Source organism: Amycolatopsis sp. VS8301801F10, assembly GCF_046195355.1.
In the GTDB taxonomy this organism is placed as follows: Bacteria; Actinomycetota; Actinomycetes; order Mycobacteriales; family Pseudonocardiaceae; genus Amycolatopsis.
Map to the genome: position 1 here is coordinate 1,450,360 of NZ_CP176065.1, position 23,588 is coordinate 1,473,947.

The 23,588-nt window shown below is 70.8% G+C and carries 24 protein-coding genes; 12 read left to right on the top strand and 12 right to left on the bottom strand.

The features are described 5' to 3' along the window. Nucleotides 1-4: 4 nt before the first annotated feature. Nucleotides 5-772, bottom strand: coding sequence for a hypothetical protein (locus tag F9C11_RS07020; protein WP_409184078.1), 768 nt, complete (start codon nt 770-772; stop codon nt 5-7). Further along, complete coding sequence (locus tag F9C11_RS07025; RefSeq protein WP_409184079.1) at nt 769-1,644, bottom strand: ABC transporter ATP-binding protein; 876 nt, start codon at nt 1,642-1,644, stop codon at nt 769-771. The genes F9C11_RS07020 and F9C11_RS07025 overlap by 4 nt, the downstream gene beginning before the upstream one ends. 150 nt (nt 1,645-1,794) lie before the next feature. Between F9C11_RS07025 and F9C11_RS07030 the strand changes: the two genes are divergently transcribed. Continuing rightward, a complete protein-coding gene (locus tag F9C11_RS07030; protein WP_409184080.1) occupies nt 1,795-2,532 on the top strand; it encodes a 3-oxoacyl-ACP reductase family protein in 738 nt (245 codons plus the stop codon). Here F9C11_RS07030 and F9C11_RS07035 read toward each other — a convergent pair. Beyond that, a complete protein-coding gene (locus tag F9C11_RS07035) occupies nt 2,529-3,266 on the bottom strand; it encodes a TetR/AcrR family transcriptional regulator (protein ID WP_409184081.1) in 738 nt (245 codons plus the stop codon). The two genes, F9C11_RS07030 and F9C11_RS07035, sit on opposite strands and share 4 nt — an antisense overlap. A 344-nt stretch (nt 3,267-3,610) precedes the next feature. Here F9C11_RS07035 and F9C11_RS07040 point away from each other — a divergent pair, with 344 nt between their 5' ends. Further along, nucleotides 3,611-4,480, top strand: coding sequence for a ribokinase (locus tag F9C11_RS07040; RefSeq protein ID WP_409184082.1), 870 nt, complete (start codon nt 3,611-3,613; stop codon nt 4,478-4,480). Between the two features lie 192 nt (nt 4,481-4,672). Further along, nucleotides 4,673-6,349: a phosphoenolpyruvate--protein phosphotransferase gene (ptsP, locus tag F9C11_RS07045; RefSeq protein ID WP_409184083.1), complete on the top strand. Its 1,677-nt coding sequence runs from the start codon at nt 4,673-4,675 to the stop codon at nt 6,347-6,349. A 56-nt stretch (nt 6,350-6,405) separates the two neighbouring features. On the opposite strand, the gene F9C11_RS07050 is transcribed toward ptsP, so the two are convergent. Beyond that, nucleotides 6,406-7,068 (bottom strand): DUF1707 domain-containing protein, encoded by a 663-nt coding sequence (locus F9C11_RS07050; protein ID WP_409184084.1) that lies wholly within the window; start codon nt 7,066-7,068, stop codon nt 6,406-6,408. 72 nt (nt 7,069-7,140) lie between these two features. Here F9C11_RS07050 and F9C11_RS07055 point away from each other — a divergent pair, with 72 nt between their 5' ends. Continuing rightward, nucleotides 7,141-8,193: a hypothetical protein gene (locus tag F9C11_RS07055; RefSeq protein ID WP_409184085.1), complete on the top strand. Its 1,053-nt coding sequence runs from the start codon at nt 7,141-7,143 to the stop codon at nt 8,191-8,193. 2 nt (nt 8,194-8,195) lie between these two features. Here the strand turns inward: F9C11_RS07055 and F9C11_RS07060 are convergent, their stop codons facing one another. The 3 genes from F9C11_RS07060 to F9C11_RS07070 are packed head-to-tail and all read right to left on the bottom strand — an operon-like array spanning nt 8,196 to nt 11,184. Next, on the bottom strand, nt 8,196-8,852 hold the full coding sequence (locus F9C11_RS07060; RefSeq protein ID WP_409184086.1) for a response regulator: 657 nt from the start codon (nt 8,850-8,852) through the stop codon (nt 8,196-8,198). After that, nucleotides 8,849-9,982: a MacS family sensor histidine kinase gene (gene macS, locus F9C11_RS07065; protein ID WP_409184087.1), complete on the bottom strand. Its 1,134-nt coding sequence runs from the start codon at nt 9,980-9,982 to the stop codon at nt 8,849-8,851. Before macS ends, F9C11_RS07060 begins: the two co-directional genes overlap by 4 nt. Further along, complete coding sequence (locus F9C11_RS07070) at nt 9,979-11,184, bottom strand: AI-2E family transporter (RefSeq protein ID WP_409184088.1); 1,206 nt, start codon at nt 11,182-11,184, stop codon at nt 9,979-9,981. The genes macS and F9C11_RS07070 overlap by 4 nt, the downstream gene beginning before the upstream one ends. Before the next feature lie 296 nt (nt 11,185-11,480). Here F9C11_RS07070 and F9C11_RS07075 point away from each other — a divergent pair, with 296 nt between their 5' ends. Further along, nucleotides 11,481-12,512 (top strand): hypothetical protein, encoded by a 1,032-nt coding sequence (locus F9C11_RS07075; RefSeq protein WP_409184089.1) that lies wholly within the window; start codon nt 11,481-11,483, stop codon nt 12,510-12,512. 190 nt (nt 12,513-12,702) lie between these two features. After that, nucleotides 12,703-15,798, top strand: coding sequence for a PE-PGRS family protein (locus tag F9C11_RS07080; protein WP_409184090.1), 3,096 nt, complete (start codon nt 12,703-12,705; stop codon nt 15,796-15,798). Between the two features lie 82 nt (nt 15,799-15,880). Here the strand turns inward: F9C11_RS07080 and F9C11_RS07085 are convergent, their stop codons facing one another. Beyond that, nucleotides 15,881-16,660: a dioxygenase gene (locus F9C11_RS07085; protein ID WP_409184091.1), complete on the bottom strand. Its 780-nt coding sequence runs from the start codon at nt 16,658-16,660 to the stop codon at nt 15,881-15,883. 194 nt (nt 16,661-16,854) lie between these two features. Next, complete coding sequence (locus F9C11_RS07090; RefSeq protein ID WP_409184092.1) at nt 16,855-17,670, bottom strand: MFS transporter; 816 nt, start codon at nt 17,668-17,670, stop codon at nt 16,855-16,857. A gap of 95 nt (nt 17,671-17,765) precedes the next feature. Between F9C11_RS07090 and F9C11_RS07095 the strand changes: the two genes are divergently transcribed. The 3 genes from F9C11_RS07095 to F9C11_RS07105 all read left to right on the top strand — a co-directional run bounded on the left by F9C11_RS07095 (nt 17,766) and on the right by F9C11_RS07105 (nt 19,098). Beyond that, nucleotides 17,766-18,131, top strand: coding sequence for an ArsR/SmtB family transcription factor (locus F9C11_RS07095; protein WP_409184093.1), 366 nt, complete (start codon nt 17,766-17,768; stop codon nt 18,129-18,131). 92 nt (nt 18,132-18,223) lie between these two features. Next, a complete protein-coding gene (locus tag F9C11_RS07100) occupies nt 18,224-18,724 on the top strand; it encodes a TetR/AcrR family transcriptional regulator (RefSeq protein WP_409184094.1) in 501 nt (166 codons plus the stop codon). Between the two features lie 14 nt (nt 18,725-18,738). Then, nucleotides 18,739-19,098, top strand: coding sequence for a hypothetical protein (locus F9C11_RS07105; protein ID WP_409184095.1), 360 nt, complete (start codon nt 18,739-18,741; stop codon nt 19,096-19,098). 100 nt (nt 19,099-19,198) lie between these two features. On the opposite strand, the gene F9C11_RS07110 is transcribed toward F9C11_RS07105, so the two are convergent. Beyond that, nucleotides 19,199-19,798, bottom strand: coding sequence for a TetR/AcrR family transcriptional regulator (locus F9C11_RS07110; protein ID WP_409184096.1), 600 nt, complete (start codon nt 19,796-19,798; stop codon nt 19,199-19,201). Between the two features lie 46 nt (nt 19,799-19,844). On the opposite strand from F9C11_RS07110, the gene F9C11_RS07115 reads away from it, so the two are divergent. Continuing rightward, nucleotides 19,845-20,600 carry an SDR family NAD(P)-dependent oxidoreductase gene (locus tag F9C11_RS07115; RefSeq protein WP_409184097.1) on the top strand — a complete coding sequence of 252 codons (756 nt, stop codon included), beginning with the start codon at nt 19,845-19,847 and terminating at the stop codon, nt 20,598-20,600. Then, a complete protein-coding gene (locus F9C11_RS07120; protein WP_409184098.1) occupies nt 20,588-21,316 on the top strand; it encodes an SDR family NAD(P)-dependent oxidoreductase in 729 nt (242 codons plus the stop codon). Before F9C11_RS07115 ends, F9C11_RS07120 begins: the two co-directional genes overlap by 13 nt. Nucleotides 21,317-21,346: 30 nt before the next feature. Here F9C11_RS07120 and F9C11_RS07125 read toward each other — a convergent pair whose 3' ends face one another. Beyond that, complete coding sequence (locus tag F9C11_RS07125) at nt 21,347-22,177, bottom strand: SDR family NAD(P)-dependent oxidoreductase (protein ID WP_409184099.1); 831 nt, start codon at nt 22,175-22,177, stop codon at nt 21,347-21,349. 93 nt (nt 22,178-22,270) lie between these two features. Here F9C11_RS07125 and F9C11_RS07130 point away from each other — a divergent pair, with 93 nt between their 5' ends. Next, nucleotides 22,271-22,891: a TetR family transcriptional regulator gene (locus F9C11_RS07130; RefSeq protein ID WP_409184100.1), complete on the top strand. Its 621-nt coding sequence runs from the start codon at nt 22,271-22,273 to the stop codon at nt 22,889-22,891. Nucleotides 22,892-23,002: 111 nt separating this feature from the next. On the opposite strand, the gene F9C11_RS07135 is transcribed toward F9C11_RS07130, so the two are convergent. Then, complete coding sequence (locus tag F9C11_RS07135; protein ID WP_409184101.1) at nt 23,003-23,569, bottom strand: hypothetical protein; 567 nt, start codon at nt 23,567-23,569, stop codon at nt 23,003-23,005. Nucleotides 23,570-23,588: the final 19 nt, after the last annotated feature.

The window sequence follows — 23,588 nt, forward strand, 5'->3', positions numbered from 1 at the left end:
GGGGTCACGCCGCTTCGCGCGTGCCCGCCCGCCAGATCGCGACCCCGGCCAGTCCGATCCACACCGCCAGCGACGTGGTCAGCGCGACCGGCCCGTGCTTGGCGATCCCGGCGAGCTGCCGCGCGGGTTCGGCCGGATCGACCCATCCCGCGTAGTCGATGCCGCTCTGCAGGAACACGAACAGCAGCGACAGCAGGACGTAGGCGGTGATCGCTCCGGCGGTGTTGGGGATCAGCCAGCCGATGGTGACCGCGAACAGGGTCATGCAGAACCCGCCGAGCAGAATCGTCCCGGCCATCGCGCCCGGCCGGGCGTCGAGGAGGAACTGGGTGTCGTAGGCGTCGAGCCGGCTTCGGTAGTAGGTGAACGCCATCAGGAGGTTCAACCCCGAAGCGACCAGCCAGACCCCGAACGCGATGGTGGCCTGCGCGAGCACGTAGCGCAGCCGCGACGGCTGGGCGAGCAGGGTCGGCTGCGCGCTGCGGTAATGCCATTCGGCGGCGATCAGCTTCACGAGCACGACGTTCATCAGCACCGCGCCGAGCCGGATCGTCAGGAACACCGGCAGCAGCTGCTTGTCGAGCGTGTAGTCGCGCATCCCGCCCTGCAGGAACAGCAGCGCCAGCGTCACCAGCAGGACCGGCGCGGAGAGCACCAGGATCTTGTCCGCCACCGTCGCGGTCATCTTCCGCAGCTCGACGCCCACCACGGTGCCGAACGACGCGCGCCGCTGAGCGGGGGCCTGCCACGCGGGCGCCTGCGCCGGGATCATCGGGCTCCTCCGGTGAGCCGGAAGAAAAGCTCTTCCAGGTTCTGCTGTTCCTCGCGCAGCTCCAGCACTTGCACGCGGGCGGCGAACGCGAGGTCGGACACCTGTTTCAGCGGGGCGGCGACGGACACCCCGTCCACGCTGGTCTGGCGCAGTTCGAGCCGGGCGTGGCGCAGCGCGGAGGTCAGCCGGGGCAGGTCGGCGGTGCGGATGAGCGTGCGGGCCGGTCCGGCGAAGCTCTCCAGCGGTCCGTCGGCGACGACGCGGCCCTGGCCGATCATCACCACGCGGTCCGCGGTCTGGTCCACTTCGGACAGTACGTGGCTGGACAGCAGCACGGTGCCGCCGCGCTGGGCGTACCCGCGCAGCAACTGCCTCGTGGAGCGGATGCCGTCCGGGTCGAGGCCGTTGATCGGTTCGTCGAGGATCAGCACCGGCGGATCGCACAGCAGCGCCTGCGCGATGCCGAGCCGCTGCCGCATGCCGAGGCTGTACTTGCCGATCCGCCGGTTCGCCGCGTCGGAGAGCCCGACCTGCCCGAGCACCTGGTCCACCCGGGCGGCGGGCAGCCGCATCAGTTTCGCGGCGTTGAGCAGATGGTGCCTGCCGGTGCGGCCGGGGTGCACGGCGGACGCGTCGAGCAGCACGCCCGCGACGTGCGCCGGGTTGGGCCACTCGCCGAAGCGGCGGCCGGCGATGGTCGCGGTGCCGGACGTCGGCGTGGTCAGGCCGCAGATCATCCGCAGCGTGGTCGATTTGCCCGCGCCGTTCGGGCCGAGAAACGCGGTCACCGTGCCCGGCCGCAGGCTGAACGACACGGTGTCGACCACGCGGCGTTGGCCGTAGACCTTCACCAGTTCTTGGACGTGCAGCAACCGTCCCCCTCCCCCGTTTTCCCGCTGGCAGTTTGTCACACGCTGTGGCCGCCCGGGTGCGGATTCGAACCGCCACGACCGAAAGACGCCAGCTTCGCCCGTCGTCCGGCGCTTCGATGGTTGAAAGCGAAACAAACGGAAAGGACGGACATGAACCTCGACGGCAAAGTGGCGCTGGTGACTGGCGGGAGCCGCGGGATCGGTGCGGCGACAGCACTGCGGCTCGCCGATGCTGGGGCGGACGTGGTGCTCACCTACGCGGTGAACGCCGAGCAGGCGGCGGACGTGGCCGACCGGATCAAGGCGCTCGGGCGGCGCGCGCTCGCGGTCGGTGCGGACAGCGCGGATCCGGCGGCCGTGGAGGCCGCGGTGGAAGCGGCGATCGGCGAGTTCGGGCGGCTGGACGTGCTGGTCAACAACGCGGGTGTCGGTTTCGTCGGACCTCTCGCCCAGACCGGGATGGACGACGTCGACCGCGTGCTGGCGGTGAACGTGCGCGGCGTGCTGGCCGCGACCAAGGCGGCGGCCAAGCACCTCGGCGAGGGCGGCCGGGTGATCACGATCGGCAGCTGCGTGACCGATCGCGTGCCGGGGCCGGGGATGGTGCTGTATGCGGTCAGCAAGGCCGCGATGGTCGGCATGACCAAGGCGCTGGCCCGCGAACTGGCGCCGAACGGCGTGACGGTGAACCTGGTGCACCCGGGCCCGACCGACACCGACATGAACCCGGCCGACGGCCCGTACGCCGCGGATCAGGCGTCGATGACCGCGGTCGGCCGGTACGGCAAGCCCGCGGAAGTGGCGGACACGGTGGCGTTCCTCGCCTCGCCGGCCAGCGCGTACGTGACCGGCTCGACCATTTCGGTCGACGGCGGGCACGCGGCCTAATCGCGGTAGAGGCCGACGTCGCGGGCGAGGTCGGTGAGCATGGCCTCGAACAGCACGTCCGGTTTGGACACCGGGATCGGGTAATTGCCGAACACCTCGAGCGTGACGTGGCCGTAGAGCCGCGCCCAGAAGGTGATCATCAGGTAGGTGAGCCCGAGGTCCAGCTTCTCCGGCGGGATTTCCCGCCCGGACTCCTTGAGCACCGTGAGCAGGTCTTCCTGGAACGCGGTGAGGTCGTCGCGGAGTTCGGGCGGGACCACGTCGTTCGGCGGCATGACCAGGTCGTGCTGGGCGAGCACGTGGCCGGCCGCGGCGAGGAAGATCCGGCCGAACGGCTCGTCGAGCCTGCGCAGCGCGCTGCCGGTCGCGGTGCCGGTGGCCCCGGTCGGCGACGCGAACACCAGGGTGAATTCCTTGGTGTGCGTGAGCGCCCAGCGGCGGAAGCCCTTGCAGATCTGGAACAGCTGCAGCAGGCCCTCGTCCTTCAGCTCCGCGATGTCCTCGGCGAGTTCGGCGGCGAGGTCGGTGCAGACGTCGAGGCGGAGGTTTTCCAGCAGGTCGTCGCGGGATTCGTAGTAGCGGTACAGAGCCGGTGCGGTGATCCCCAGCTCCCGGGCGATGGCCCGCAGCGTGACGGCTTCCGGGCCCTGGCCTACCAGCAGGTTCCGCGCGGTCCGGCGGATGTCGGATTCGGTAGCCGCTCGCGCGCGACCCCTGCGTGTGGGGCTGCTCATCTGGGCAGTCTAGGTGGTCTGGACACCGATTTCGGCGACTGGCGCGAAGAACCGGGGCGCCGCCGACGCCGATCACTCGGGGGGCTACGTGATCGGCGCCGGCGACCCGATGCCCTCTCCGGTGCGCTTCCGGTCGGGGCAACGCCATCGGCTCGAGGCCAGTGACGCTCGAAGAAGAGCGAAGCCCGGCACCGAAGTGACGCCTGGGGGATACGGATCCCCCGATCGAGTGACGGACCGCCGCTGTTCCGCCTGATTGTCGCACTGAGCGCCAAGAAAGTTACAAACGCTTTCACTTTCGGGCGCCGATGGCGGAAAGGACGGGCCGTGGCAGAGTGGCGGTCATGAGTGCGGTACTGGTGGTCGGCTCCGCGAATGCCGATTTGGTGGTGCCGGTCGACCGGCGGCCCGGCGGCGGCGAGACGGTGCTGGGCGGCGACACCGCGTTGTCCCCCGGCGGCAAGGGCGCGAATACCGCGGTCGCGGCGGGAAAACTCGGCGCGGACGTCGCGTTGCTCGGCGCGGTCGGCGACGATCCCTACGGTCGATTGCTGCGGGATTCGTTGGCTAATGCGGGTGTCGATACGCAATTCGTGCGCACTGTGGATCGGCCTACCGGAATCGCGTACATCACCGTGACTCCGGACGGGGAAAACTCAATCCTCGTCTCCCCCGGCGCGAACTCCGCGCTGCAACCCGGCGACATCACCGACGAGGTGCTGGACGGCGTCCGCGTGCTCGTCGCCTCGCTGGAAGTGCCGCTGCCGACGATCGAACGCACGGTGGTGCGGGCGCGCGAAAAAGGCGTGCGGGTGCTGCTCAACCTCTCCCCGGCGGCCGAGGTGTCGCGGGAAACGCTGGCCGCGCTGGACGTCCTGCTGGTCAACGAGCACGAGGCCGCCTACCTGCTTGGCTCGGACGACGCTGACCCGCGGAAGCTGCTCGAACTCGGCCCGCGCGCGGCGGTCGTCACGCTCGGAGCCAAGGGCGCGGCGGTGCTGGAAGGCGATAAGTCGACAACGGTCGAGTCGCCCCAGGTCGAAGCGGTCGACACGACGGGCGCGGGCGACGCGTTCGCGGGTGCGCTGGCGACGGCTCTCGCCGAAGGCGCTGACCTGGTCGAAGCCGCCGAGCGGGCGGTCAAGGTGGCTGCCGTGACCGTGACGCGGCGCGGTGCTCAGCCGTCCTACCCGACCGCCGCCGAACTGGACTGACTCACCCCGGGCCGGGTCGCGGACTCGGCGAAGACGTGGGGTTTCCGGCAGACTTTGGCGGGCCGGACGCGCGGAACTGGCCCGCGCCCGGCGGCGCGAGGAGGTGGCTGGCGGTGGTCGAACGGGTGCGAAATCGGGAAACGGGTGCGGCGCCCCGGGAGTTCGCCGCCTCGGTGAGCTATGGTCTAGACCATGTCTGAGAGTGCTGCCGCTCCGGCCGAGTCCGCTGCCGGTTCCTCGCTGACCGGGGTCGCGGTGAGCCCCGGACGCGCGAGCGGACCCGTCGTGCGGGTCGCCGAGCCGCTCGGGGAACCCGCCAGCACGCCCGCGCCGGACGACCCGGCAGCGGAGGCGGCCCGGATCGAACCCGCCGCGCGCGCGGTCGCCGCCCGGCTGGAAGCGCAGGCCGAGGCCGCCACCGGCGAGGCCGCGACGATCCTGGTCACGACCGCCGCGATGGCCGCCGACCCGGCGCTCGCCACTCAGGCCCAACAGCTGGTGACGGCGCGGAACCTACCCGCGGCCCGCGCCGTCTACCAGGCCGCCGAAGGGTTCGCGGAAGCACTCGCGGCCGCCGGCGGGTACATGGCCGAGCGGGTCCGCGACGTCCGCGACGTGCGCGACCGGCTCGTCGCCGAACTGCTCGGCATCGACCCGCCCGGGGTTCCCGAACTGTCGTCGCCGAGCGTCCTCGTCGCGCGCGACCTGGCCCCGGCCGACACCGCGGGGCTCGACCCGGCGAAGGTGCTCGCGCTGGTCACCGAGGAAGGCGGCCCCACGAGCCACACCGCGATTCTCGCGCGGGCGCTGGGAATTCCGGCGGTCGTCGCGGTGCGCGGGCTGCTGGCCTCCGACGCCAAGGCGCTGTCCGTCGACGGCGACACCGGCTTGATCGAGGCGGTCGAGGAGTCCGCGCCGATCGTCACCGCCGCCGCGTCCGGTCCGGCCGAGTGGAACGGCGTCGGCGAACTGTCCGACGGGCACCGGGTGAAGGTGTACGGCAACGTCGGCTCCCCGGCGGACGCGCAGGCCGCCGCGGACGCGGGCGCGGAGGGTGTCGGGCTGTTCCGCACCGAGTTCTGCTACCTCGACGCACCGGCCGAGCCGTCCGTCGAAGAGCAGCGAAAAGCTTATGCCGCAGTGCTTTCGCCGTTCCGCGGCAAGCCGGTCATCGTGCGCACGCTGGACGCGGGCGCGGACAAACCGCTCGCGTTCCTGTCCCCGGACGACGAGCCCAACCCGGCGCTCGGCGTCCGCGGCCTGCGGATCGCGTTCGACCGGCCGGAGGTGCTCGACCGGCAGCTCGAGGCCATCGCGGGCGCGGCGGAGGACTCCGGCGCGGAAGTTTCGGTGATGGCACCGATGGTCGGCACCGTCGAGGAAGCCGCCTGGTTCGCCGAGCGCGTGCGGGCCGCCGGGATCGCGCGGGCGGGCGTGATGATCGAGATCCCCGCCGCCGCGGTGCTGGCGCGGGAAATCCTCGGCGTGGTCGATTTCGTGTCCGTCGGCACGAACGACCTGGCGCAGTACACGTTCGCCGCCGACCGTCAGCTCGGCGCGGTGGCGAAGCTGAACGACCCGTGGCAGCCCGGTTTGCTGCGGCTGCTGAAGCTGATCGGCGACGCCGCGGAAGCGACTGGCAAACCGGCGGGCGTGTGCGGCGAAGCGGCCGCCGACCCGCGGCTCGCGCTGGTGCTGGCCGGGCTCGGCCTGACGAGTTTGTCGATGAACGCCCCGGCGATCCGGGCGGTCGGCGCGAGCCTGGCCACGGTGTCGCGGGAACAGGCTCGCGAAATCGCGGCGGCGGCGCTGGCCACCGCCGATCCGGTCGCGGCGCGCAAGGCGGTCGCGGACGCCGTCTCCCGCTGAGGGGACGCCGGATCCGGGCGAGAGATGGGGTAACCGGATCCGGCGCCGGGCGCTGGTCAGCCGAAGATGCCCCGCCGAGGGTGGCGGATGACCAGCGAGCCTCCGTGGATGCGGCCGGTCAGCACGTAGCGCGGGGTGCCCGCGCGGCCGTTGCTTCCGGTCTTGTCGTCGAGCGAGCCGAACTTGATCTCGGTGATCGAGTTGTAGTCCACCGCCGCGTGCTGCGGGATGATCAGCTCGACCGAACCCCACTTCGCGTCGAGTTCGATCTGCACCACCGGGGTGGCGACGCGGGCCTCGGTGAAATCGAGTTTGGTGCTGCCGTACTTGTTGCGCACCACCATCGCGGCAGGCACCTGCCACGGGCCGCTGCGCTGCAGCGACGAGTACTTGGCGTTGAGTTCGAGCCGCTGGCCGAGCCCAGGATTCGGGCCGTAGCCGGGCGGGTCGGGCAGCGGCGAGTACTGCGGGGCCGCGCCGGGGTGCACCAGCCCGGGCAGATCGGCGAGGACGGCGTTGAGCTCGCCCCGGGTGCGGGCGGCGAGCGCCTGGTCGGTGCGCTCGGTGAACTCGTCGAGGGTGAGCATCCCCTGTCCGATGGCTTTCTGCAGCACGCCGACGACGTGCTCGCGTTCGTCGTCAGACACCCGGATGTCGCGCGCGGTCAACGGCTTGGTCTCGGTCGCGGGCTGCGCGGCGATCGTCTCTTCCTCGGCCATGGCATCGATGGTAGAACTCGGTTTCCGCTGGCAGATCGGGGAAAAACCCTGAACGGACCCGTACTCCGCGCGTTGGCCGCGCTGGTCGCGGCCGGCTGCCTGCTGACCTCGTGCACGAGCGGGCCTCCCGCACCCGTCCTCCCGCCGAGTTCGCCGCGCCCGGCTCCGACCACCCCGCCGCCGACTGGCCTCGACGGACTCGTCGCCACCGGCGGCATCGGCGTGGAGTTGCTGCTGGCCACGTCGCCGCCGACGGTGTTCGACGCCGACTCGGGCGTGCGCGGCACCCTGCCCGGCGTGCCTGGCGGGCCACGGGTGGTGTCGGTGCTGCGCGTCGGCCACACCCCGGTCGTGCTGACCGCGCCGACCTGCCAGCAGTCCGGCTGCGCGCCCGCCGACGTGTACGTCTACCTGGGACTTTCGCCTCCGCGGTCGCTCGGCAAGGCGGTGAGCGCGGCAGCGGGCGCGGACGGCACCAGCGTGTGGCTGATCCGCGAGGACGGTCCAGACCTCTGCCGGTTGGAGCACGTCGCGCTCACCGGCGACTCGTTCGGCCGGGGCACCGTGGCGTCGTGCCGCACGCTCGTCCGGGTGGAGACGGCGCACGGGTTGCTGATCACCGTCGGCGGCGGCACCGCGGAGACCGTCGACGTCCTGATCGACCCGGCCACCGGACGCACCGTGCAGCAGTCGCCGCGCATTCTCGCCGCCGCCGGCGATCGGCTCGTCCTAGGCGGGCTGACCGATCTGGCCGTGCTCGACCTGCGCAGCGGCGCGCGGAAATCGGTGACCCTGCCGGTGCCGCAGCCCCATCCGTACGTGCTGCCCAGCCGGGACGGCAACGTCGCCGCGGTCGATTTCGGCACCCCGTCGTTCCCCGGAACCGGCACGCAGACCCGGGACCTGTGGCTGTTGAACCTGGCCGACTGCACCTGGCAGCAAGCGCCGTCGATGCCGTTTTCGACGGAGAACCTGAAACACTCCGGCCTGGAATGGACCGAAGCGGGCGACCTGGTGCTCGACGACGGGGTCGTCGGGGCGTGGCATCCGGGCGAACCGGCCTGGCGGCTGGGGAAGGCGAAACTCGCCCCGGCGCAGCAGGCCGCCGGGGTCGCGACCTCCTGAGGTCAGTGCTCGTCCAGCCCGTGCTCGATCGCGTACCGGGCCAGCTCGACCCGGTTGTGCAGCTGAAGCTTGCGCAACGTCGACTGCACGTGGTTTTCCACCGTGCGGTGCGACAGCACCAGCCGTTCCGCGATCTGCCGCGCGGTCAGTCCCTTCGCGACCAGCCGGAGCACGTCGGTCTCCCGGTCGGTGAGCCGCGGCGGTTCCGGAGCGCCGTCCGGAGCATCCGCCATCCGCCGGTACTCGCCGAGCACCAGACCCGCCAGTCCGGCGGTGAACACCGGGTCGCCGTCGGCGGTCCGGCGCACCGCGTCCACCAGCTCCGCCGCGGACGCCGATTTCACCAGGTAGCCGGACGCGCCCGCCTTCACCGCTTCCAGCACGTCGCTGTGCTCGCCGCTGGCCGAAAGCACCAGCACGCGCGTGTCCGGGGCCGCCGTGGTGATCTCGCGGGTCGCCTCGACGCCGGACGTGCCGCCGAGGTTCAGGTCCATCAGCACCACGTCCGGCCGCACCGTGCGCGCGATCCGGATCGCCGCCGGGGCGTCCGGCGCGGTCGCGGCCACCTCGAACCCGTTCTCGGACAGATCGCGGGCCACGCCGTCGCGCCAGATCGGGTGGTCGTCCACCACCATCACGGAAATCGTCCGTTCCGTCATCGCCCGTCCCTCATCGTGGCTGGCACCCGCACTTCCCACTCCGTGCCCCGGCCGGGAGCGCTGTCCAGCACCGCGGTCCCGCCGAGGTCTTCCACCCGGCCGCGAATCGACTTCACTACTCCGAGACGGCCCTCGGCCGCCGCTCGTTCCAGCCTGCCGCCCTCGATTCCCGGCCCGTCGTCGCGGATGCTCACCACGACCTCGTCGCCGAGGTCCTCCAGCAGCACCCAGGCGTGCGCGTCCGGACCAGCGTGTTTCTCCACGTTAGCCAGTGCTTCGCGGGTGACCGCGACGAGTTCCTCGGTGACGTGCGCGGGCAGGTCCACCGTTCCGGCCGGGGTCGACACCTGCACCGACGTGGTCGCCAGCAGCTGCAATGCCGAACGGAGGTCCGCGGTGTCGCCGGACCGCGTCGGCTCGCTGCTCACCAACGCGCGCAACGCGATCTCCTGCTCCCCCGCGAGCTGCGCGAGTTCGGCTGCTTCACCGCCTACTTCGAGACCGCGCCGCCGTACGCGCGCGAGGACTTGAAGCACGCTGTCGTGAATCGAGCGCGCGAGCCGTTCACGCTCGGCCGTCGCTGCTTCGGTGCGAAGTGCGCGCGCGAGTGCTTCGGCCGACGTACGCGCGAGCGTCGCCGCCATGCCGACAAGGAGACCACTCGCGCACAACAGCACGCCGTCGCGGACCACGTCGAGGTCGATCTTCTCGCGCGCGATGCCGGTACCGATTGCGACGACGAGGCCTGCCACTACGCCGCCGCGCGCGCCGAAGCGCGTCGCTGCCGCGAGCGGGCCGACCGCTGCCCACACTGTGGTGATCAACGGCGAAGCTGCTTCGTACTGCGCATCGGAAAGAATCCACGGCGAGGTGAGCATGAGCGCCGTGGTGAGCGCGACGTCGAAGATCACCAGCCAGCGGTGCCGTCCGCTCTCGCGCACGTACGCGAGACTCGACGCGGCAGACCACGCGCCCATCACGCCGACAACGAGCCAGGCCAGCCACGGCCGTTGAAAGTCCGGGTGGTGCGCGATCACCACAGCCAGCGCGAACAGCCACGTGACGACACGCAGCACCACGACACCGCGCCACAGCGGCGTCGCCGGGTCTCGGGTGGGACGAACGCTCACTTCTTGTCTTCTGTGCTCTCTTCGGGGTCGCCGCCCTCTTCGGGGTCGTCGTTCGGGTTGGCGGCCTGGCTGTGCAACGAGTCCACGGTCGCCGGATCGGGATCGTGTTCGTGCAGCAGCGACCGGACCCCGGCGTTGAGCACGGCCAGCAGCGGCACCGCGAGCAGCGCGCCCGCGATGCCCGCGGCGACCAGCCCGGTGGCGATCGCCAGCACCACCGCGAGCGGGTGCAGCCGCACCGCGCGGCCGAGCAGCAACGGCTGCAGCACGTGGCTTTCCAGCTGCATCACGCCGACCACGATGGCCAGCACGACCACCGCGCCGATGACGCCCTTCGACACGAGCGCGATCAGCACCGCGACGCCGCCGGTGATCAGCGCGCCGATGATCGGGATGAACGCGCCGAGGAACACCAGCGTCGCCAGCGGGATCACCAGCGGCACGCCGACGATCCACAGCCCGATGCCGATGCCGACCGCGTCGACCACGGCCACCGCCGCCGTCGCGCGGATGTAGCTGACCAGCGACGCGAACCCGCGCCGTCCCGCCACGTTGACCCGGTTGCGCACCCGCTGCGGCACGCCGCGCACCAGGAACGTCCAGATGCCGTCGCCGCCGGCGAGGAAGAAGATCGTGACGAACAGCGTCAGCACGAAGCCGGTGAGGATCTCGCCGACGGTGCCCGCGGTGGTCAGCGCGGTGGTGGTGAGCGAGGCCTGGTTGTTCTGCAGGAAGCCGATCGCCTGGTTGATGAAGTCCTGGATCTGCTCCTGGCGCAGGTGCAGCGGGCCGTTGATCAGCCAGTCCTTGATCTGGTTGAGGCTCGTGGTCAGCTGCTGCTGCAGTTCGGGAAGGCCGCTGGAGAACTGGGTGATCACGAACGTCAGCAGCCCGCCGAGCACGGCGAGCCCGGCCACGAGCACGATCGCCGTGGCGAGCCCGCGCGGGAAGCGGATCTGCACGAGCCGCGACACCGCCGGGGCCAGCAGCGCCGAAAGCAGCAGCGCGATCGACACCGGCACGACGACCGAGGACAGATAGCCCAGCAGCCACACCACCGCGTACAGCGCGGCGATCACCACGATGAAACGCCACGACAGCGCGGCGGATACGCGCAGGCCGCGCGGGATGAAGCCGGTGACGTCGGCGACTGGTTCGGAAAGGGACCGGTGTTCGCGTTGTCCGCGCCCTGGCTGGCTCACGGGTCAACCGTATCGGCCCCGTCGACCGGAACCGGGCGGATCGCCCCACCGGTCGGTGTGAATCACCGCTTCGCCGGGACTCGCGAACCGACTCCGGAGTAACCGCCCTTCTTCTCCGGGAATGACCCATCGTGAGACCCGGCCACACTCTGTGTTGTTCACACGATGGTGGCATCAAGTCGTGTCAAGGATGCGCGGCGGACCACAAATTTGGTTGTCTCGGTTTCGCACCACCGCGGAACTGTGCCGTTCCGCCGAAAAACCGAAATCATTTTTTACCCGAGGAGAAATCACCTGTGACGAACGACGCTGTGCACGAGAGGCGGGGCGCGACGCGCTTCGGCCGTCTCGCGTCGCGTGCGTTGTTCGTCGTCGGCGGCGCGCTCGCGGCCACCGCGGCCGCGTGGGCCGTCTCCTCTTCCGCCGCTTCGGCGGACCCGGTCGACGCGAGCGTCACCCCGGTCACCGACGCGACGGCCGCCGGAATCGGCGACGTCACCGACGGCGTGGCCCGGTTCGCGGGCGACGTCGCCGGTGCGGCGCAAGGGCTTGCGTCGTGCGGTCAGGGAGCCACCACGTGGTCTGAACCAGGCACGACGCGGCCCTCCTGCTCGCTCGAGCAGCTCGCCGGGCCGCACCGCGCCGACCTCTCCGAGGGCCAGCAGGCCGCCGGAAAGGTCAGCGACGCGGTGAGCGACCTCGGCCGCCACGCGGTCGTCAAGCCGGTGCAGCGCACGCTCGGCTCGCTCGAGCACATCGCGCGCAAGCCGGAGGACGCGCGCCAGGTGATCGCCGACGCGACCACCCCGCCGCCCGCCGCGCAGGACTTCGGCCGGAAGCTGTGGGCTCTGCTCGACCCGAGCGCGCCCACGGATCTGGTCGACCTGCCGAACCTGCCGCTCGCGCCCGCGTCCGGTTCCGAGCAGAGTCCCGCGCCCGGCATCCCCGAGCAGCCCGCCGAGGCGGAGCAAAACCTCGGTGCCGCCGCGATGACCACCTCCGACGCACTGCAGTCGGTCTTCCCGGCGATGGACGCGCAGTCCGCCGTTCCGGTGCAGGGAGCCGAACTGCCGCAGCGCCACGACGGCGACCGCGGCCTGCCCGACGCTCCGTTCACCCCGGCGCAGCTTCCCGCCGTGCCGCTTTCCATCCCGAACTCCCCGGCCGGTGGCAACACCGCGCCCGGCGGACACCTCGACGGTTTGAACTTCGGCGTTCCCTCCTGGGTCGCCGCCGCCGTCGACAACGCCGTGGCGGGTTCGACCCGCACCGGCCTCGCGCACACGCCGCGCACCCCGGGCGAGCAGCCCGGCGTCACTCCTGACTGATCCACTTCACCCGCGGGGTCTTTGACGCCCACGGCCGCCTTCGCGCGCCGTCGCCGTCATCGACAGATAACCCGCGGGTTTTTCGCGCGCTGCGCAATTTCCGGCGCACGCATTCCCCGGTGCATTCCTGACCGCAAGGACGCACCGCCACAAACCCGCAAGGGACCCCGATATGAAGGAGAAAAATCCCATGCAGACCTGGGCAAAGCGCGGACTCCAGACCGCGTTGGTCACGGGTGGGTTGCTGATGCTGGGCACCGGCATCGCCTCGGCCGACGAGAACGTGAACCCGGACACCCCGGCCTCCCCGCTTGATCTCAACGTCACCGTCCCGATCGACGAGGCCAACAACGCGATCGGCACCCCGCTCGGGCAGGTCGACCTCCCGGCGCACCACAACGAGATCAGCACCAAGCCCATCACCTCCGCCGCCAAGGGAGCGCTCGCCTCGGCGAAGACGCCCGGCGGCTCTGCGGGCAGCCTCCCGAAGACCGACGCGCCCCGGCAGGTCACGCCGACCCGCGACGCGGTCAAGGGCAACAAGGTCAGCGGCGACATCGTCGTCCCGATCCAGATCGTCGACAACGCGGTGGGCGTCATCGGCGACGCGAACGTGCAGGGTGGCGACCACACCCAGACGTACGAGCACAACCAGGACATCGCGACCGACGGCAAGCACTCCGGCATCGCGGGCAACGTCGTGGCGCTCGACTACGCGCTCCCGGTGCAGATCGCGGGCAACGGCGTCGGCCTTGCCGGCGGCAGCGGCGCCGTCCACGGCGGTTCGGCGCACCAGAGCACCAGCGAGACCGGCAACATCGACACCACCGGCGAGGGCTCCGGCCTGTCCGGCAACGTCGTCGGCGGCCAGTTCGCGACCCCGGTCCAGGTGACCGGCAACGCCGCGTCCTGGATCCTCGGCAACGCCTACAGCGGCGACTACAACGCCGACACCACCGCCACCTCCGGCGGTTCGATGAAGTCCAACGGCAAGGGCGCCGCGGGCAGCGGCAACGTGGTCGGCGCTCCGATCGCACTGCCGGTCAAGTTCAACGGCAACGCCGGCGGCGTGTGGGGCTCGGACGCGGACTCCACCTCCAGCTCCTCGGCCGACGCCAAGGCGGGCAACACCCGTCCGGGCAGCCTCAAGGGCATCCCGACCTACATCGAGACGGACGGCGACCAGTCGTTCCTGTCCGGCAACGCCGGCGCCGCGCAGGCCAGCCCGGTCGCGAACGTCGCGTCCGTCGCCGGCTCCTGGATCGGCAACGCCGACACCGGCCAGAACGGCTCCTCCAGCCACGAGACCACCGCCACCTCCGGCGGCTTCGTGAAGACGAGCGGCAACGACGCCGCCGGTTCGGCCAACGTGGTCGACCCGGCAGTGGCGCTCCCGGTCGAGGCGTGCGGCGTGGGCGGCACCTACATCGGCCGCGCGGTCGCCAACTGCGACAACACCACCACCGCCACCTCCGGCGACGGCAGCTACACCCGCGGCAACGGCTCGACGCTGACCGGCAACATCGTCAACACCCAGATCGCCGGCGCCCCCGAGGTGCACGGCATCGGCGGCAGCCACATCGGCAACGCCTCGGGCACCTCGACCGAGACCAAGACCGTCACCGCGGGCAACTACGACGGCAGCCAGGGCAACGACTCGTCCGGCTCGGGCAACATCGTGCAGGTCCCGGTGGCCGTGCCGGCCGAGGTGTTCGGCGTGGGCGGCTCGTTCATCGGCCAGGGCTCGGGCGACGGCTCCGAGACCAAGGTCGTGAAGGCAGGCGGCGGCGGGAACACCCAGGACGACAACGGGTTCCTCAGCTCGAACCTCGGCACCGTCCCGGTCTCGACCCCGGTGCAGCTGTTCGGCATCGGCGGCGCGTTCGTCGGCCAGGGCCACGGCAAGGCCAGCAACGACACCACCTCGACCGCGGGCCAGGACGTGCACGCCACCGGCACGAAGGGCGCGGGCGCGGGCAACATCGTCGAGGCCCCGGTCTCGCTGCCGGTTCAGGGCCACGGCGTCGGCGGCGCGGTCGCCGGCATCGGCACCGGCATGTCGGACAACCTGACCGACTCGACGGCGGGCGGCGACGCCAGCACCGACGGCAAGGACGCGGCGCTCGCCGGCAACATCGTCAAGGCTCCGATCGCGGGCGCGGGCACGATCTTCGGCGACGGGCTCGCCGGGGGCGCGCTCGGCCACGGCACCGCCACCAACGACATCACCTCGACGGCGGGCGGCGACGCTCTCACCAACGGTGACGGCGGCGCGGTCGCGGGCGACATCGTCGGCGTCGACCCCGCGCCGGTGGCGCAGGTCTTCGGCGACGCGGTCTCGGTCGCGGGCGTGTCCTCGGGCGACGGCGTGAACAACACCGTCGTCACCGACGCCGGCAAGGACACCACCTCGGGCGTGGAGGGCTCGCTCTCGGGCGACATCCTCGACTTCCCGGTCCCGGTCGTCGCGCAGGTCTTCGGCGACGCGGTCGCCGTGGGCGGCGTGGCGCACGCGGTCGGCGACAACGTCACCACGGTGACCGACGGAAGCGACGAAACCAGCACCGACGGTTCCGGCGAGGCCCTGTCCGGCTTCGACTACTACCACCCGCTGGGTGCGCTGGTGCAGGTCTTCGGCGTTCCGCTGGAGGTGCTCGGCATCGCCACCGCCGAGGCCACCAACTCGACCGTGGTCGACCCCGAGCCGGCCATCGACGTGCCGTTCGGCGGCGAGATGGGCGCTGACCAGCTCCCCGCGCTGCCCGCCGTGCCGGCTCTGGCGGGCGGTTCCTCGGCGCTGCCGTCGGCTCCGGCCCTGCCGGGCCTGTCGGGTCTGCCCACCGCCACCACGCTGCCCGCCCCGGCGCTGCCGGGCGCCCAGCGGGCCGACGTGCCGCAGGTCAGCGGCCTGTCCGCGCTGGGTCAGCTGAACCAGCTGAAGGGCGCTTCGGTGCTGCCGTCGGTGTCCGGGCTGCAGAACGGCGTGCACCTGCCGTCGGCTCCGGCTGTTCCGGCTCTGCCGGGCGTTCCGGCCCTGCCGGGCAAGGGCGGTGCCGAGCGGGCCGACGTTCCGGCCGTTCCGGCTCAGCTGCCGGTGAAGACCTCGCTGCCGACGCTGAACCAGCTCCCGGCCGTCACCGCGCTGCCCGCCGTGCCGGGTGTGCCGACGACCCTGCCGACCACGATGCCGACCGCTCCGGCCGTGCCGGCGCTCGGCGACGCGACCGGTCCGCTGGGTGCGTTCCAGAAGCTGGCCGCGAAGGTGACCAGCTTCTTCAAGAAGTGAACCGTTTCGCCTGAAACGGGCCGGGGATAACCCGGACGGGCCCGGAAGCCACGTGCTTCCGGGCCCGTTTTTTCGTGCTGGGTCAGGAAAATTCGAGCGAACGCTTCGCCAGGCCGTGCCAGAAACCGTCGATCACCGTGCGGCCCTCGCCTTCGGCCGAGCTGGCGCCGAGCGACACGAACAGCGGCGCGAAGTGCTCGATCCGCGGGTGCGCCATCGCGGCGGCCGGGGCCTTGTGCTGGAAGTCGAGCAACGCGTCGAGGTCGCGGGCGCGCAGCACCTCGTCGCCCCAGTGGTCGAATTCCGCGGACCACTGCGGCGGAGTTCCGTTGGTGCCGTTGACTTCCCGCATCGCGACGAGGTTGTGGGTGAAGAATCCGCTGCCGATGATCAGCACGCCTTCGTCGCGCAGCGGCGCGAGCTTGCGGCCGAGGTCGTAGAGCGCGCGGGGGTCGAGCGAGGGCATGGAAATCTGCAGCACCGGGACGTCGGCGGCGGGGAACATTTCCACGAGCGGGACGTACGCGCCGTGGTCGAGGCCGCGGTCCGGGTCGTCGTGCACCGGGGTGCCGGTCGAACGCAGCAGCTTGCGCACCTGCGCGGCCAGCTCCGGAGCGCCGGGCGCGGCGTATTCGACCTGGTAGTAGCGCTCGGGGAAGCCCCAGAAATCGTAGACGAGCGGAACCGTCGTGGTCGCCCCGAGCGTCAGCGGAGCTTCTTCCCAGTGCGCCGAAACCACGAGGATCGCGCGTGGTTTCGCCAGGTCGGCGGACCACTCCGCGAGCTGGCGGGTCCACGTCGCGTCGTCGGCGAGCGGCGGCGCACCGTGGCTCAGGTACAGGACCGGGGTGCGGGTCGCCATGGCTGCCTCCAAGTGTTTGAAAGTTCAACTACTACCGTACGCCCTGTTCGCGGTCTTGGCGAATTCGTCCTCGCGTGCGACCGGTGCCTACCGGGGACGTCCTGATCGGCCGCCACCCGATTCCGGCGGCGGCAAGCGCGGCGACTGCGAGAACCACGGCGAAAACCGTTGCCCCGGTAGCGATTCCGAGCGCGTCACTGAGGTAGCCGGTGCCGACGGGCAGCAGCGCGGCCGGAAGATAGCCACCGAAATTGAGCAGAGCGTTGGCCTCGGCGCGTGGTGCCGAGCACGCTCGCCAGCAGTGCTGGTCCGAGGGAAAGCACGAACGACGTCGACGTGATCCCCGGTGCGAAAACCGCGATCCCGAGCGCGACGTACTTGCGCTGCGCTCGCGGCACAGCGGGGACGCGCACCCAGCCGCCCGCGCCGGAACCGACCGGACGCCGCAGTGGCAGCCGGACCACCACGACGACCGCGCTGAGCAGGAGCACGGCCGAAACCACGAAGATCGTCACCGTCGTCCCCGGCAGGGTCTCCGACAACGCCCCGGCAAGCAGCGGCCCAAGTCCGGCCCCGAACACCATCGCGGTGGACGCGGCGAGCGTCGCGGTCCGAGCGCGTTCAGGTCCGCCGACATCGACGACGGCCGCCATTCCCGCGGACACCGTGATGCCGACCGCGATCCCCGCCAGCAGCCGAGCGATCGCCAACGCGAGCACCGACGTCGCGACGGCGAACAATCCGCACGCGATCAGCGCGAGCAAAACCCCAGGCAGCACAACGGGTTTGCGCCCGAGCCGGTCCGAGGCGCGGCCCGCCACGAGCAGCGCGGCCAGCAGCCCGGCGATGTAGGCCGCGAAGATCACCGTGAGCGTGCCGGCGGAGAACCCGAGCCGGTGCTGCCACAGCACGTACAGCGGCGTGGGCGCGTTCGAAAGCACGAACACCGCGGTGACGGGCCACGCGGCGAGCCAGGGACTGCCGGCCCGCGAGGGCGCGACGACGGCCATGGATCCTCCAGTACGAGATAGTTCGAACTAGTACGAGCGAACTCGAACTTAGCAGTAGTTCGACTAATCTCGTACTGGAGTGGTTGAATGAGGCCATGCGCTCGCCCACGGTGCCCGACCCGGATGCCCCGCCCGCCGAACTCCCGCCGCCGCTGCCCGAGCCGGCGCGGGAAGACCTGCGGCTGGAAACCGTCCTGGCTGCACTGAGCGACCCGCTGCGGCTGACGATCGTGCGGAAACTGCTGCTGGAACGCGAGGCCTACGACCATCCGTGCGGCTGGTTCGGCTTCGACCGCCCGAAGTCGTCGCTGACCCATCACTTCAAGGCGCTGCGCGAGGCGGGCGTGCTGCGGCAGCGGCAATACGGGCTGGAACGACGCAGCCGGGTGCGCGCGGAGGATCTCAACGCGCGCTTTCCCGGACTGCTGGACCTCGTCGCGGACTGGCAGCCCGCTGCTTAGTTCGTGGCCGGGTGGCCGCGAGGATCCGGTCCGGCAATTTTGAGGAACGGTCGTTCTTGACTGATCGTTCCTCAAAAGTCTATGGTCGGGGCATGGGCAGGCGAAGGGCATTCGACGAGGACGAGGTAGTGCGTGCCGCCGTGGAGTTGTTCGGCGGCCGGGCGTACGACGGAGTGTCCGTCGACGACCTCGTCACTCACCTCGGCGTGCACCGCAACAGCTTGTACAAGACGTTCGGCAGCAAGCGCGGCCTCTACTTGGTCGCCTTGCGCCGCCACGTCGCCGACGATGTCCGCCCTCTGACCGAAGCGCTCGCCGCGGCAACGGATGCCGCGACCGCGCTGCGGCTCGTCGCCTCGGCAAACCTCGGCCTGCTGCTGCTCGCGGCGGTCGAGCGGGCACCGGCCGACGAGGAGGTATCCGCCGAAGTGGACGCGGCATTGGCCGCGCTCGACCAGGCGATCGCCGACGCGCTCGGCATTTCCGCCGAGCTGGCCGCCGCGCTTACCGCAGCCGCGCTGGGCCTGCGGCTGCGCGGCAACCCCGGCGGTGTCCGCACCGCGCTGGCCCACCGGCTCGATCCCCTCGACTGACAAGGAAAACAGACATGGCACTGGTCACCATCGACGGCGACAACCTCGTGGTCGAGATCAAAGGTCTGGACAAGCTCTGGGCGCTCAAAAGCAGCCTGACCATCCCGCTGGCCAACGTCCGCGGCGCGACCGCGGACCCGGACATCGCCGCCGAGCCCAAGGGAATCCGCGCACCGGGCGCCCACGTGCCGGGCGTGATCACGGCGGGCACGTTCCACCTCGACGGCGAAAAGGTCTTCTGGGACGTCAAGGACCCGGCGAAGGCCGTCGTGCTGGAACTCGCCGACGAGCGCTACGCCCGCCTGGTCCTCCAGGTCGACGACCCCCGCGAGACCGTCGCGCTGGTCGAGAACGCGCTGAGCGGCCGGAAGTAGCCCCGGTGGGCCTCGCCGCCGACGACCGGGTTTCGTCTCCGGAGGATGTCCCCAAGATCAGTCCTGGCGGATGCGCGGCGAAGGGGAGACGGCGACTGCGTCACTCTGCGAAGGTGGCTGGTTCCCCGGGTAGTTCAGGGCCGGAATTCGCGGTGCCAGCCAGCAGCACGGCGAGCACCCGGTCTCGCTGCACCGCGCCAGCACGAAGGTCGAGACAGTTCTGGGTCATCCCCGCCGCGGCGGCGGCGAGGAACGGTACGTCGGCCCACGACAGGTCCGGGCGCACAGCGCCGGCCCGCTGTGCGCGTTCGGTCGCCTGGCGAATGAGATCGCGCAAACGTTCGCGCGCTTGAGCGGCCTCGGGACTTCCGCCCTGCGCGGCCAATGCGTCCGACAGTCCCTTGTTTTCCACCTGGGACAGCGTGAACGCCCGCAACAGCAGGGCGAAACCCCGGCCTGGATCGGGATCCTCGAGTGCGGCCCGCGCCTTGTCCTCGAGTTCGCCGATCACCTCCAGCAGGATCGTCTCGAGCAGCGCCTGCCGCGACGGGAAGCGCCGGTAAAACGTGCCCGGTCCGACCCCGGCCCGCTTGACGATCTCGTTGGTCGACACCTCCAGCCCGACTTCCGCGACGGCCTTTCGCGCCGCCGCGACCAGCGCCGCCTCGCTTCGCCGGGCGTCCGCCCGCAGTCCGGTCATGCCCCTCACGCTAGACGGAGAAGGGTTCTCCGTCTAGCGTGAAGGCATGGGAAAACGAGTTTGGCTGATCACTGGTGCGTCCGGAGGCCTTGGCTCGGCGCTGACCCGATCGGTCTCGGCGGCCGGGGACGAAGTGATCGCTCTCAGCCGGAAATCCGTCGACCTCACCGATCCCGGGCAAGTCCGGCGGGCGGTCGCCGAGGCCGTCGCCGCTTTCGGCCGGATCGACGTCGTGGTGAACAACGCTGGCTACGCGGCGGCCGGGGCCTTCGAGGAACTGCCCGACTCGGCACTGCGCGAACAGTTCGAGGTCAATTTCTTCGCGGCCGCCGACGTCCTGCGGGCGACGTTGCCGTACCTGCGGGCCGCTCGGTCGGGGCATCTCGTGCAGATCAGCTCGCTGGCCGGGCAGGTCGGCGCCCCCGGGATGAGTGCATACACGGCGAGCAAGCACGCACTTGAGGGGTTGTCGGTGTCGCTCGCCGAGGAGCTGGCTCCGTTCGGCATCCGCGTCAGCATCGTCGAACCGGGCGCCGTCAACACGGGCTTTCGCCGGAGCTGGGCCGAACGCGAGCGTCCCGGGACGATCGCCGACTACGACGACCTCGCCGCCCGGCTGGACCGCATCGGTCGCGATGCTCGGCGGCCTACCGAGCCGGAGGACGTGGCGGCCGCGATCCTCGCACTGGTCGACCTGCCGGAACCGCCGTTGCGGCTCGCCGTCGGCAGCGATGCCGTCGCCGGAATCCGCGCTGCCCGGATCCGCCAGCTGGCCGACTTGGAGACCCGATGGATCGCCTGACCGGCAAGACCGCGTTGATTACCGGCGGCAGCGAGGGAATCGGCCTCGCCATCGCCACGGCGTTCGCGCGGGAAGGGGCGAACCTGGTGCTTCTCGCGCGCGACAGCCGGAAGCTCGCCGCCGTGAGCTTGCCGAACACGCGCACCGTTGCCGTCGACCTCAACGACGAGGACGCGCTCGTCGCCGCTGTCGGTTCCCTGGACGTTGACGTGCTCGTGAACAACGTCGGTGTCGCGCACCTGCCGCCGCTGTCCGAACTCACCAAGCCCCAGTTCGACGCGATGGTGCACCTCAACCTGCGCGTACCGGTGGTGCTGACCCAGCTGCTGCGCGAGCGGTTGAGCGCGATCGTGAACATTTCCAGTTATTGGGCGGACAAAATGGTCGCCGGGCGCCCGTCCTCGGTCTATTCGGCCACCCGCGGCGCGCTCAACTCGCTCACCAAGGCGCTGGCCAACGAACTCGGTCCGCGCATCCGGGTCAACGCCATCGCGCCCGGCTCGATCCGTACGCCGACGTTCGAACGCGGCTATCTCGCGCGGATGACCTCGGACCAGCGCGCGGATTACGAGCACTACGTCCGCGACGCGTATCCGGCCCAGCGGATCGGCGAACCCGAGGACGTGGCCGAAGCCGCCGTCTACCTCGCCTCGGACGAGGCCCGCTGGGTGACCGGCACGGTGCTGCGCGTCGACGGTGGATTGACGGTCAGATAGGACCGCCTGATCGGGACAGGAGCGCCGCGCTCAGCGGGCGGGTTGCGGCGTCGTGGCGGGGACCGTCGTGGCCCCGGATGCGGTCAACCTCCCCATCAGCATGACCGAGCGCTTGCGGCTGGCCAGCCTGCCCAACGCGAGCATCAGCCGGTTCGCCCGGCCGACCGCGATGCTGGGCGGCGGGTTGCGCCGGTCCAGCGCACGCAGCGCGGTTTCGACCACCTGCCGCGGTGTCTGCAGCCGGCGACCGCTGGCCGCTTCCGCGCCGGCAGTGTCGAAGAACTCGGTGCCGGTAGCCCCTGGAGACAGTGCCAGCACGCGCAGGCCAGTTCCCCGGTGCTCGTACCAGAGAGCCTCGGTGAAGCTGAGCACGAACGCCTTGGCCGCGCCGTAAACCGCCATCCACGGCACCGGGGTGTACGCGGCCATGCTCGCGACGTTGATCAGGACGCCGCGGTCGGCCGCGCGCAGGTCCTCGATGAACGTCCTGGTCAGCTCCACGACTGCCTGGACATCGAGGGCGATCTCGGTGCGCAACTGCTCGGGCTTCTCCTGAGCGAACGGCGCGTTCGTGCCGAAGCCGGCGTTGTTCACCAGCCCGGTCGGCCGCAGGCCGCGCTCGCGCAGCTCGGCGGCGACGTGTGCGACGGCGTTCGGCGCGGTGAGGTCGCAGGCAAGCACGGTGACGGTCACGCCGTGCGCGGCCTTCAGCTCCGCGGCCAGTGCTTCGAGCCGGTCCGCCCGGCGGGCGACGAGGACGAGGTCCGAGCCTCGGCGGGCGAGCTGGCGAGCGAACTCGGCACCGATTCCGGAGCTGGCCCCGGTGACGAGCGTCAGTGCGCCCTGGTGGTCTAGAGGCATGTCGACTCCTTGGTTGGCATCGAGTGCCAGGTTAGCACTAGATGTCTATCGGGCACCAAGAGTCGAACAGGCATCGCCTGCTAGGGTGGCTGCGTGATCGCGCGCATGGACCGTCCGGGTGCGGCGGACGAGGGCCCGATGTGGGAACGGACCCGGCGGCGAGTCCGCGAGGAGGTCATGGACGTCGCGCTGGGGCTGTTCCTGGAGCGGGGATTCGAAGACACCACCGTCGACCAGGTGGTCACCGCGGCCGGGATCTCCAAGCGGTCCTTCTTCCGCTATTTCGGCACGAAAGAGGACATCGTCTTCGGTGACCTCGCCGAGCAGGGCCCGGTGCTCCTGGAAGCGCTGCGCGCACGCCCGGACGACGAGCCCATCTGGGAGGCGCTGCGGCACGCGTTCGGCGTGCTGGGCGCCCAAGCCGATCCACAGCGCGGCCTGACCATCGCCCGGCTGGTCACCGCCAGCCCGAGCCTGCGCGCCGCCCACCTGGAGAAGCACCTGCGGTGGCAGGAACAGCTCGCCCCCGAGGTCGAACGCCGCCTCGGCGACAGTGCCGACCCGCCCGGCCTGCGCGGACAGGCGATCGTCGCCACCGCACTGGCCTGCCTCGACGCCGCCACCGCAATCTGGCTCCAACGCGGCGGCAAGGGCGGCCTCGACGAGCTGAACTCGCTCACCGACCGAGCACTCGCCGCCGTCCGCGCCGGATAACCGAAGTGGCTGACGAGAACCGGGTACCGGCTGCAGGGTCTAATCACACCTGACATGTTGATCTTGCGTGATCCGCGATTCCGCAGCTGGCCTCACTGCCGCTTAGGTTCTTCAGCCCTGAGCCGTTCCGCGGTCTCGAGCGACTTGGCTCGCACTCGGTCCGTCTGATTCCGGTACCACTCCACCCAAGGGCTTTTCGGCCGCTCGCTGGGTCACGATGAGCTCCGCTCCTGAGTCGTCATCGACTGTCACCACCTCGTAGCCGATTGAGGACAGGATCGTCGCCATCGCGTTCTGCATCGCGGCGTCGATGGTGTTGTTCCACTGCCCGGCAGGATTGTCCGGACCGCTACGGCCCTCGCTCCACGCCTCCAGGGATGCGGACTTCAGGATCGAATGGCTGACCCACCTGATGAACACACCACGATGCCCGAGGTTGACGGCGAAGACGTGCGCGCCGACCGGCCCCAGGGGATGCCCACCGTGCAGGTAATCGGGAACCAGGGGTATTCCAGCGATGGCCAGGTCGGACCTCACGAGATCGGCCAACGCGTACAACCTGGCGAGTGGATCATCGGGTGCGTGCTGATCTGACATGCCTGCCGCGCTCCTGGTTCCGGGTGAAGCGACCGATGAGACCGGGTCCAGCGTGAACACGTCCTGCCGCGTGGTGTCCATCAGCACGTACTCGCCCGGC

Excerpts from the sequence above, each read along its gene's own strand:
- F9C11_RS07020 (WP_409184078.1), bottom strand. The coding sequence starts at position 772 with ATGATCCCGGCGCAGGCGCCCGCGTGGCAGGCCCCCGCTCAGCGGCGC.
- F9C11_RS07030 (WP_409184080.1), top strand. The coding sequence starts at position 1,795 with ATGAACCTCGACGGCAAAGTGGCGCTGGTGACTGGCGGGAGCCGCGGG.
- F9C11_RS07035 (WP_409184081.1), bottom strand. The coding sequence starts at position 3,266 with ATGAGCAGCCCCACACGCAGGGGTCGCGCGCGAGCGGCTACCGAATCC.
- F9C11_RS07040 (WP_409184082.1), top strand. The coding sequence starts at position 3,611 with ATGAGTGCGGTACTGGTGGTCGGCTCCGCGAATGCCGATTTGGTGGTG.
- ptsP (WP_409184083.1), top strand. The coding sequence starts at position 4,673 with ATGTCTGAGAGTGCTGCCGCTCCGGCCGAGTCCGCTGCCGGTTCCTCG.
- F9C11_RS07050 (WP_409184084.1), bottom strand. The coding sequence starts at position 7,068 with ATGGCCGAGGAAGAGACGATCGCCGCGCAGCCCGCGACCGAGACCAAG.
- F9C11_RS07060 (WP_409184086.1), bottom strand. The coding sequence starts at position 8,852 with ATGACGGAACGGACGATTTCCGTGATGGTGGTGGACGACCACCCGATC.
- F9C11_RS07080 (WP_409184090.1), top strand. The coding sequence starts at position 12,703 with ATGCAGACCTGGGCAAAGCGCGGACTCCAGACCGCGTTGGTCACGGGT.
- F9C11_RS07085 (WP_409184091.1), bottom strand. The coding sequence starts at position 16,660 with ATGGCGACCCGCACCCCGGTCCTGTACCTGAGCCACGGTGCGCCGCCG.
- F9C11_RS07090 (WP_409184092.1), bottom strand. The coding sequence starts at position 17,670 with ATGGCCGTCGTCGCGCCCTCGCGGGCCGGCAGTCCCTGGCTCGCCGCG.
- F9C11_RS07095 (WP_409184093.1), top strand. The coding sequence starts at position 17,766 with ATGCGCTCGCCCACGGTGCCCGACCCGGATGCCCCGCCCGCCGAACTC.
- F9C11_RS07100 (WP_409184094.1), top strand. The coding sequence starts at position 18,224 with ATGGGCAGGCGAAGGGCATTCGACGAGGACGAGGTAGTGCGTGCCGCC.
- F9C11_RS07105 (WP_409184095.1), top strand. The coding sequence starts at position 18,739 with ATGGCACTGGTCACCATCGACGGCGACAACCTCGTGGTCGAGATCAAA.
- F9C11_RS07110 (WP_409184096.1), bottom strand. The coding sequence starts at position 19,798 with ATGACCGGACTGCGGGCGGACGCCCGGCGAAGCGAGGCGGCGCTGGTC.
- F9C11_RS07115 (WP_409184097.1), top strand. The coding sequence starts at position 19,845 with ATGGGAAAACGAGTTTGGCTGATCACTGGTGCGTCCGGAGGCCTTGGC.
- F9C11_RS07120 (WP_409184098.1), top strand. The coding sequence starts at position 20,588 with ATGGATCGCCTGACCGGCAAGACCGCGTTGATTACCGGCGGCAGCGAG.
- F9C11_RS07125 (WP_409184099.1), bottom strand. The coding sequence starts at position 22,177 with ATGCCTCTAGACCACCAGGGCGCACTGACGCTCGTCACCGGGGCCAGC.
- F9C11_RS07135 (WP_409184101.1), bottom strand. The coding sequence starts at position 23,569 with ATGGACACCACGCGGCAGGACGTGTTCACGCTGGACCCGGTCTCATCG.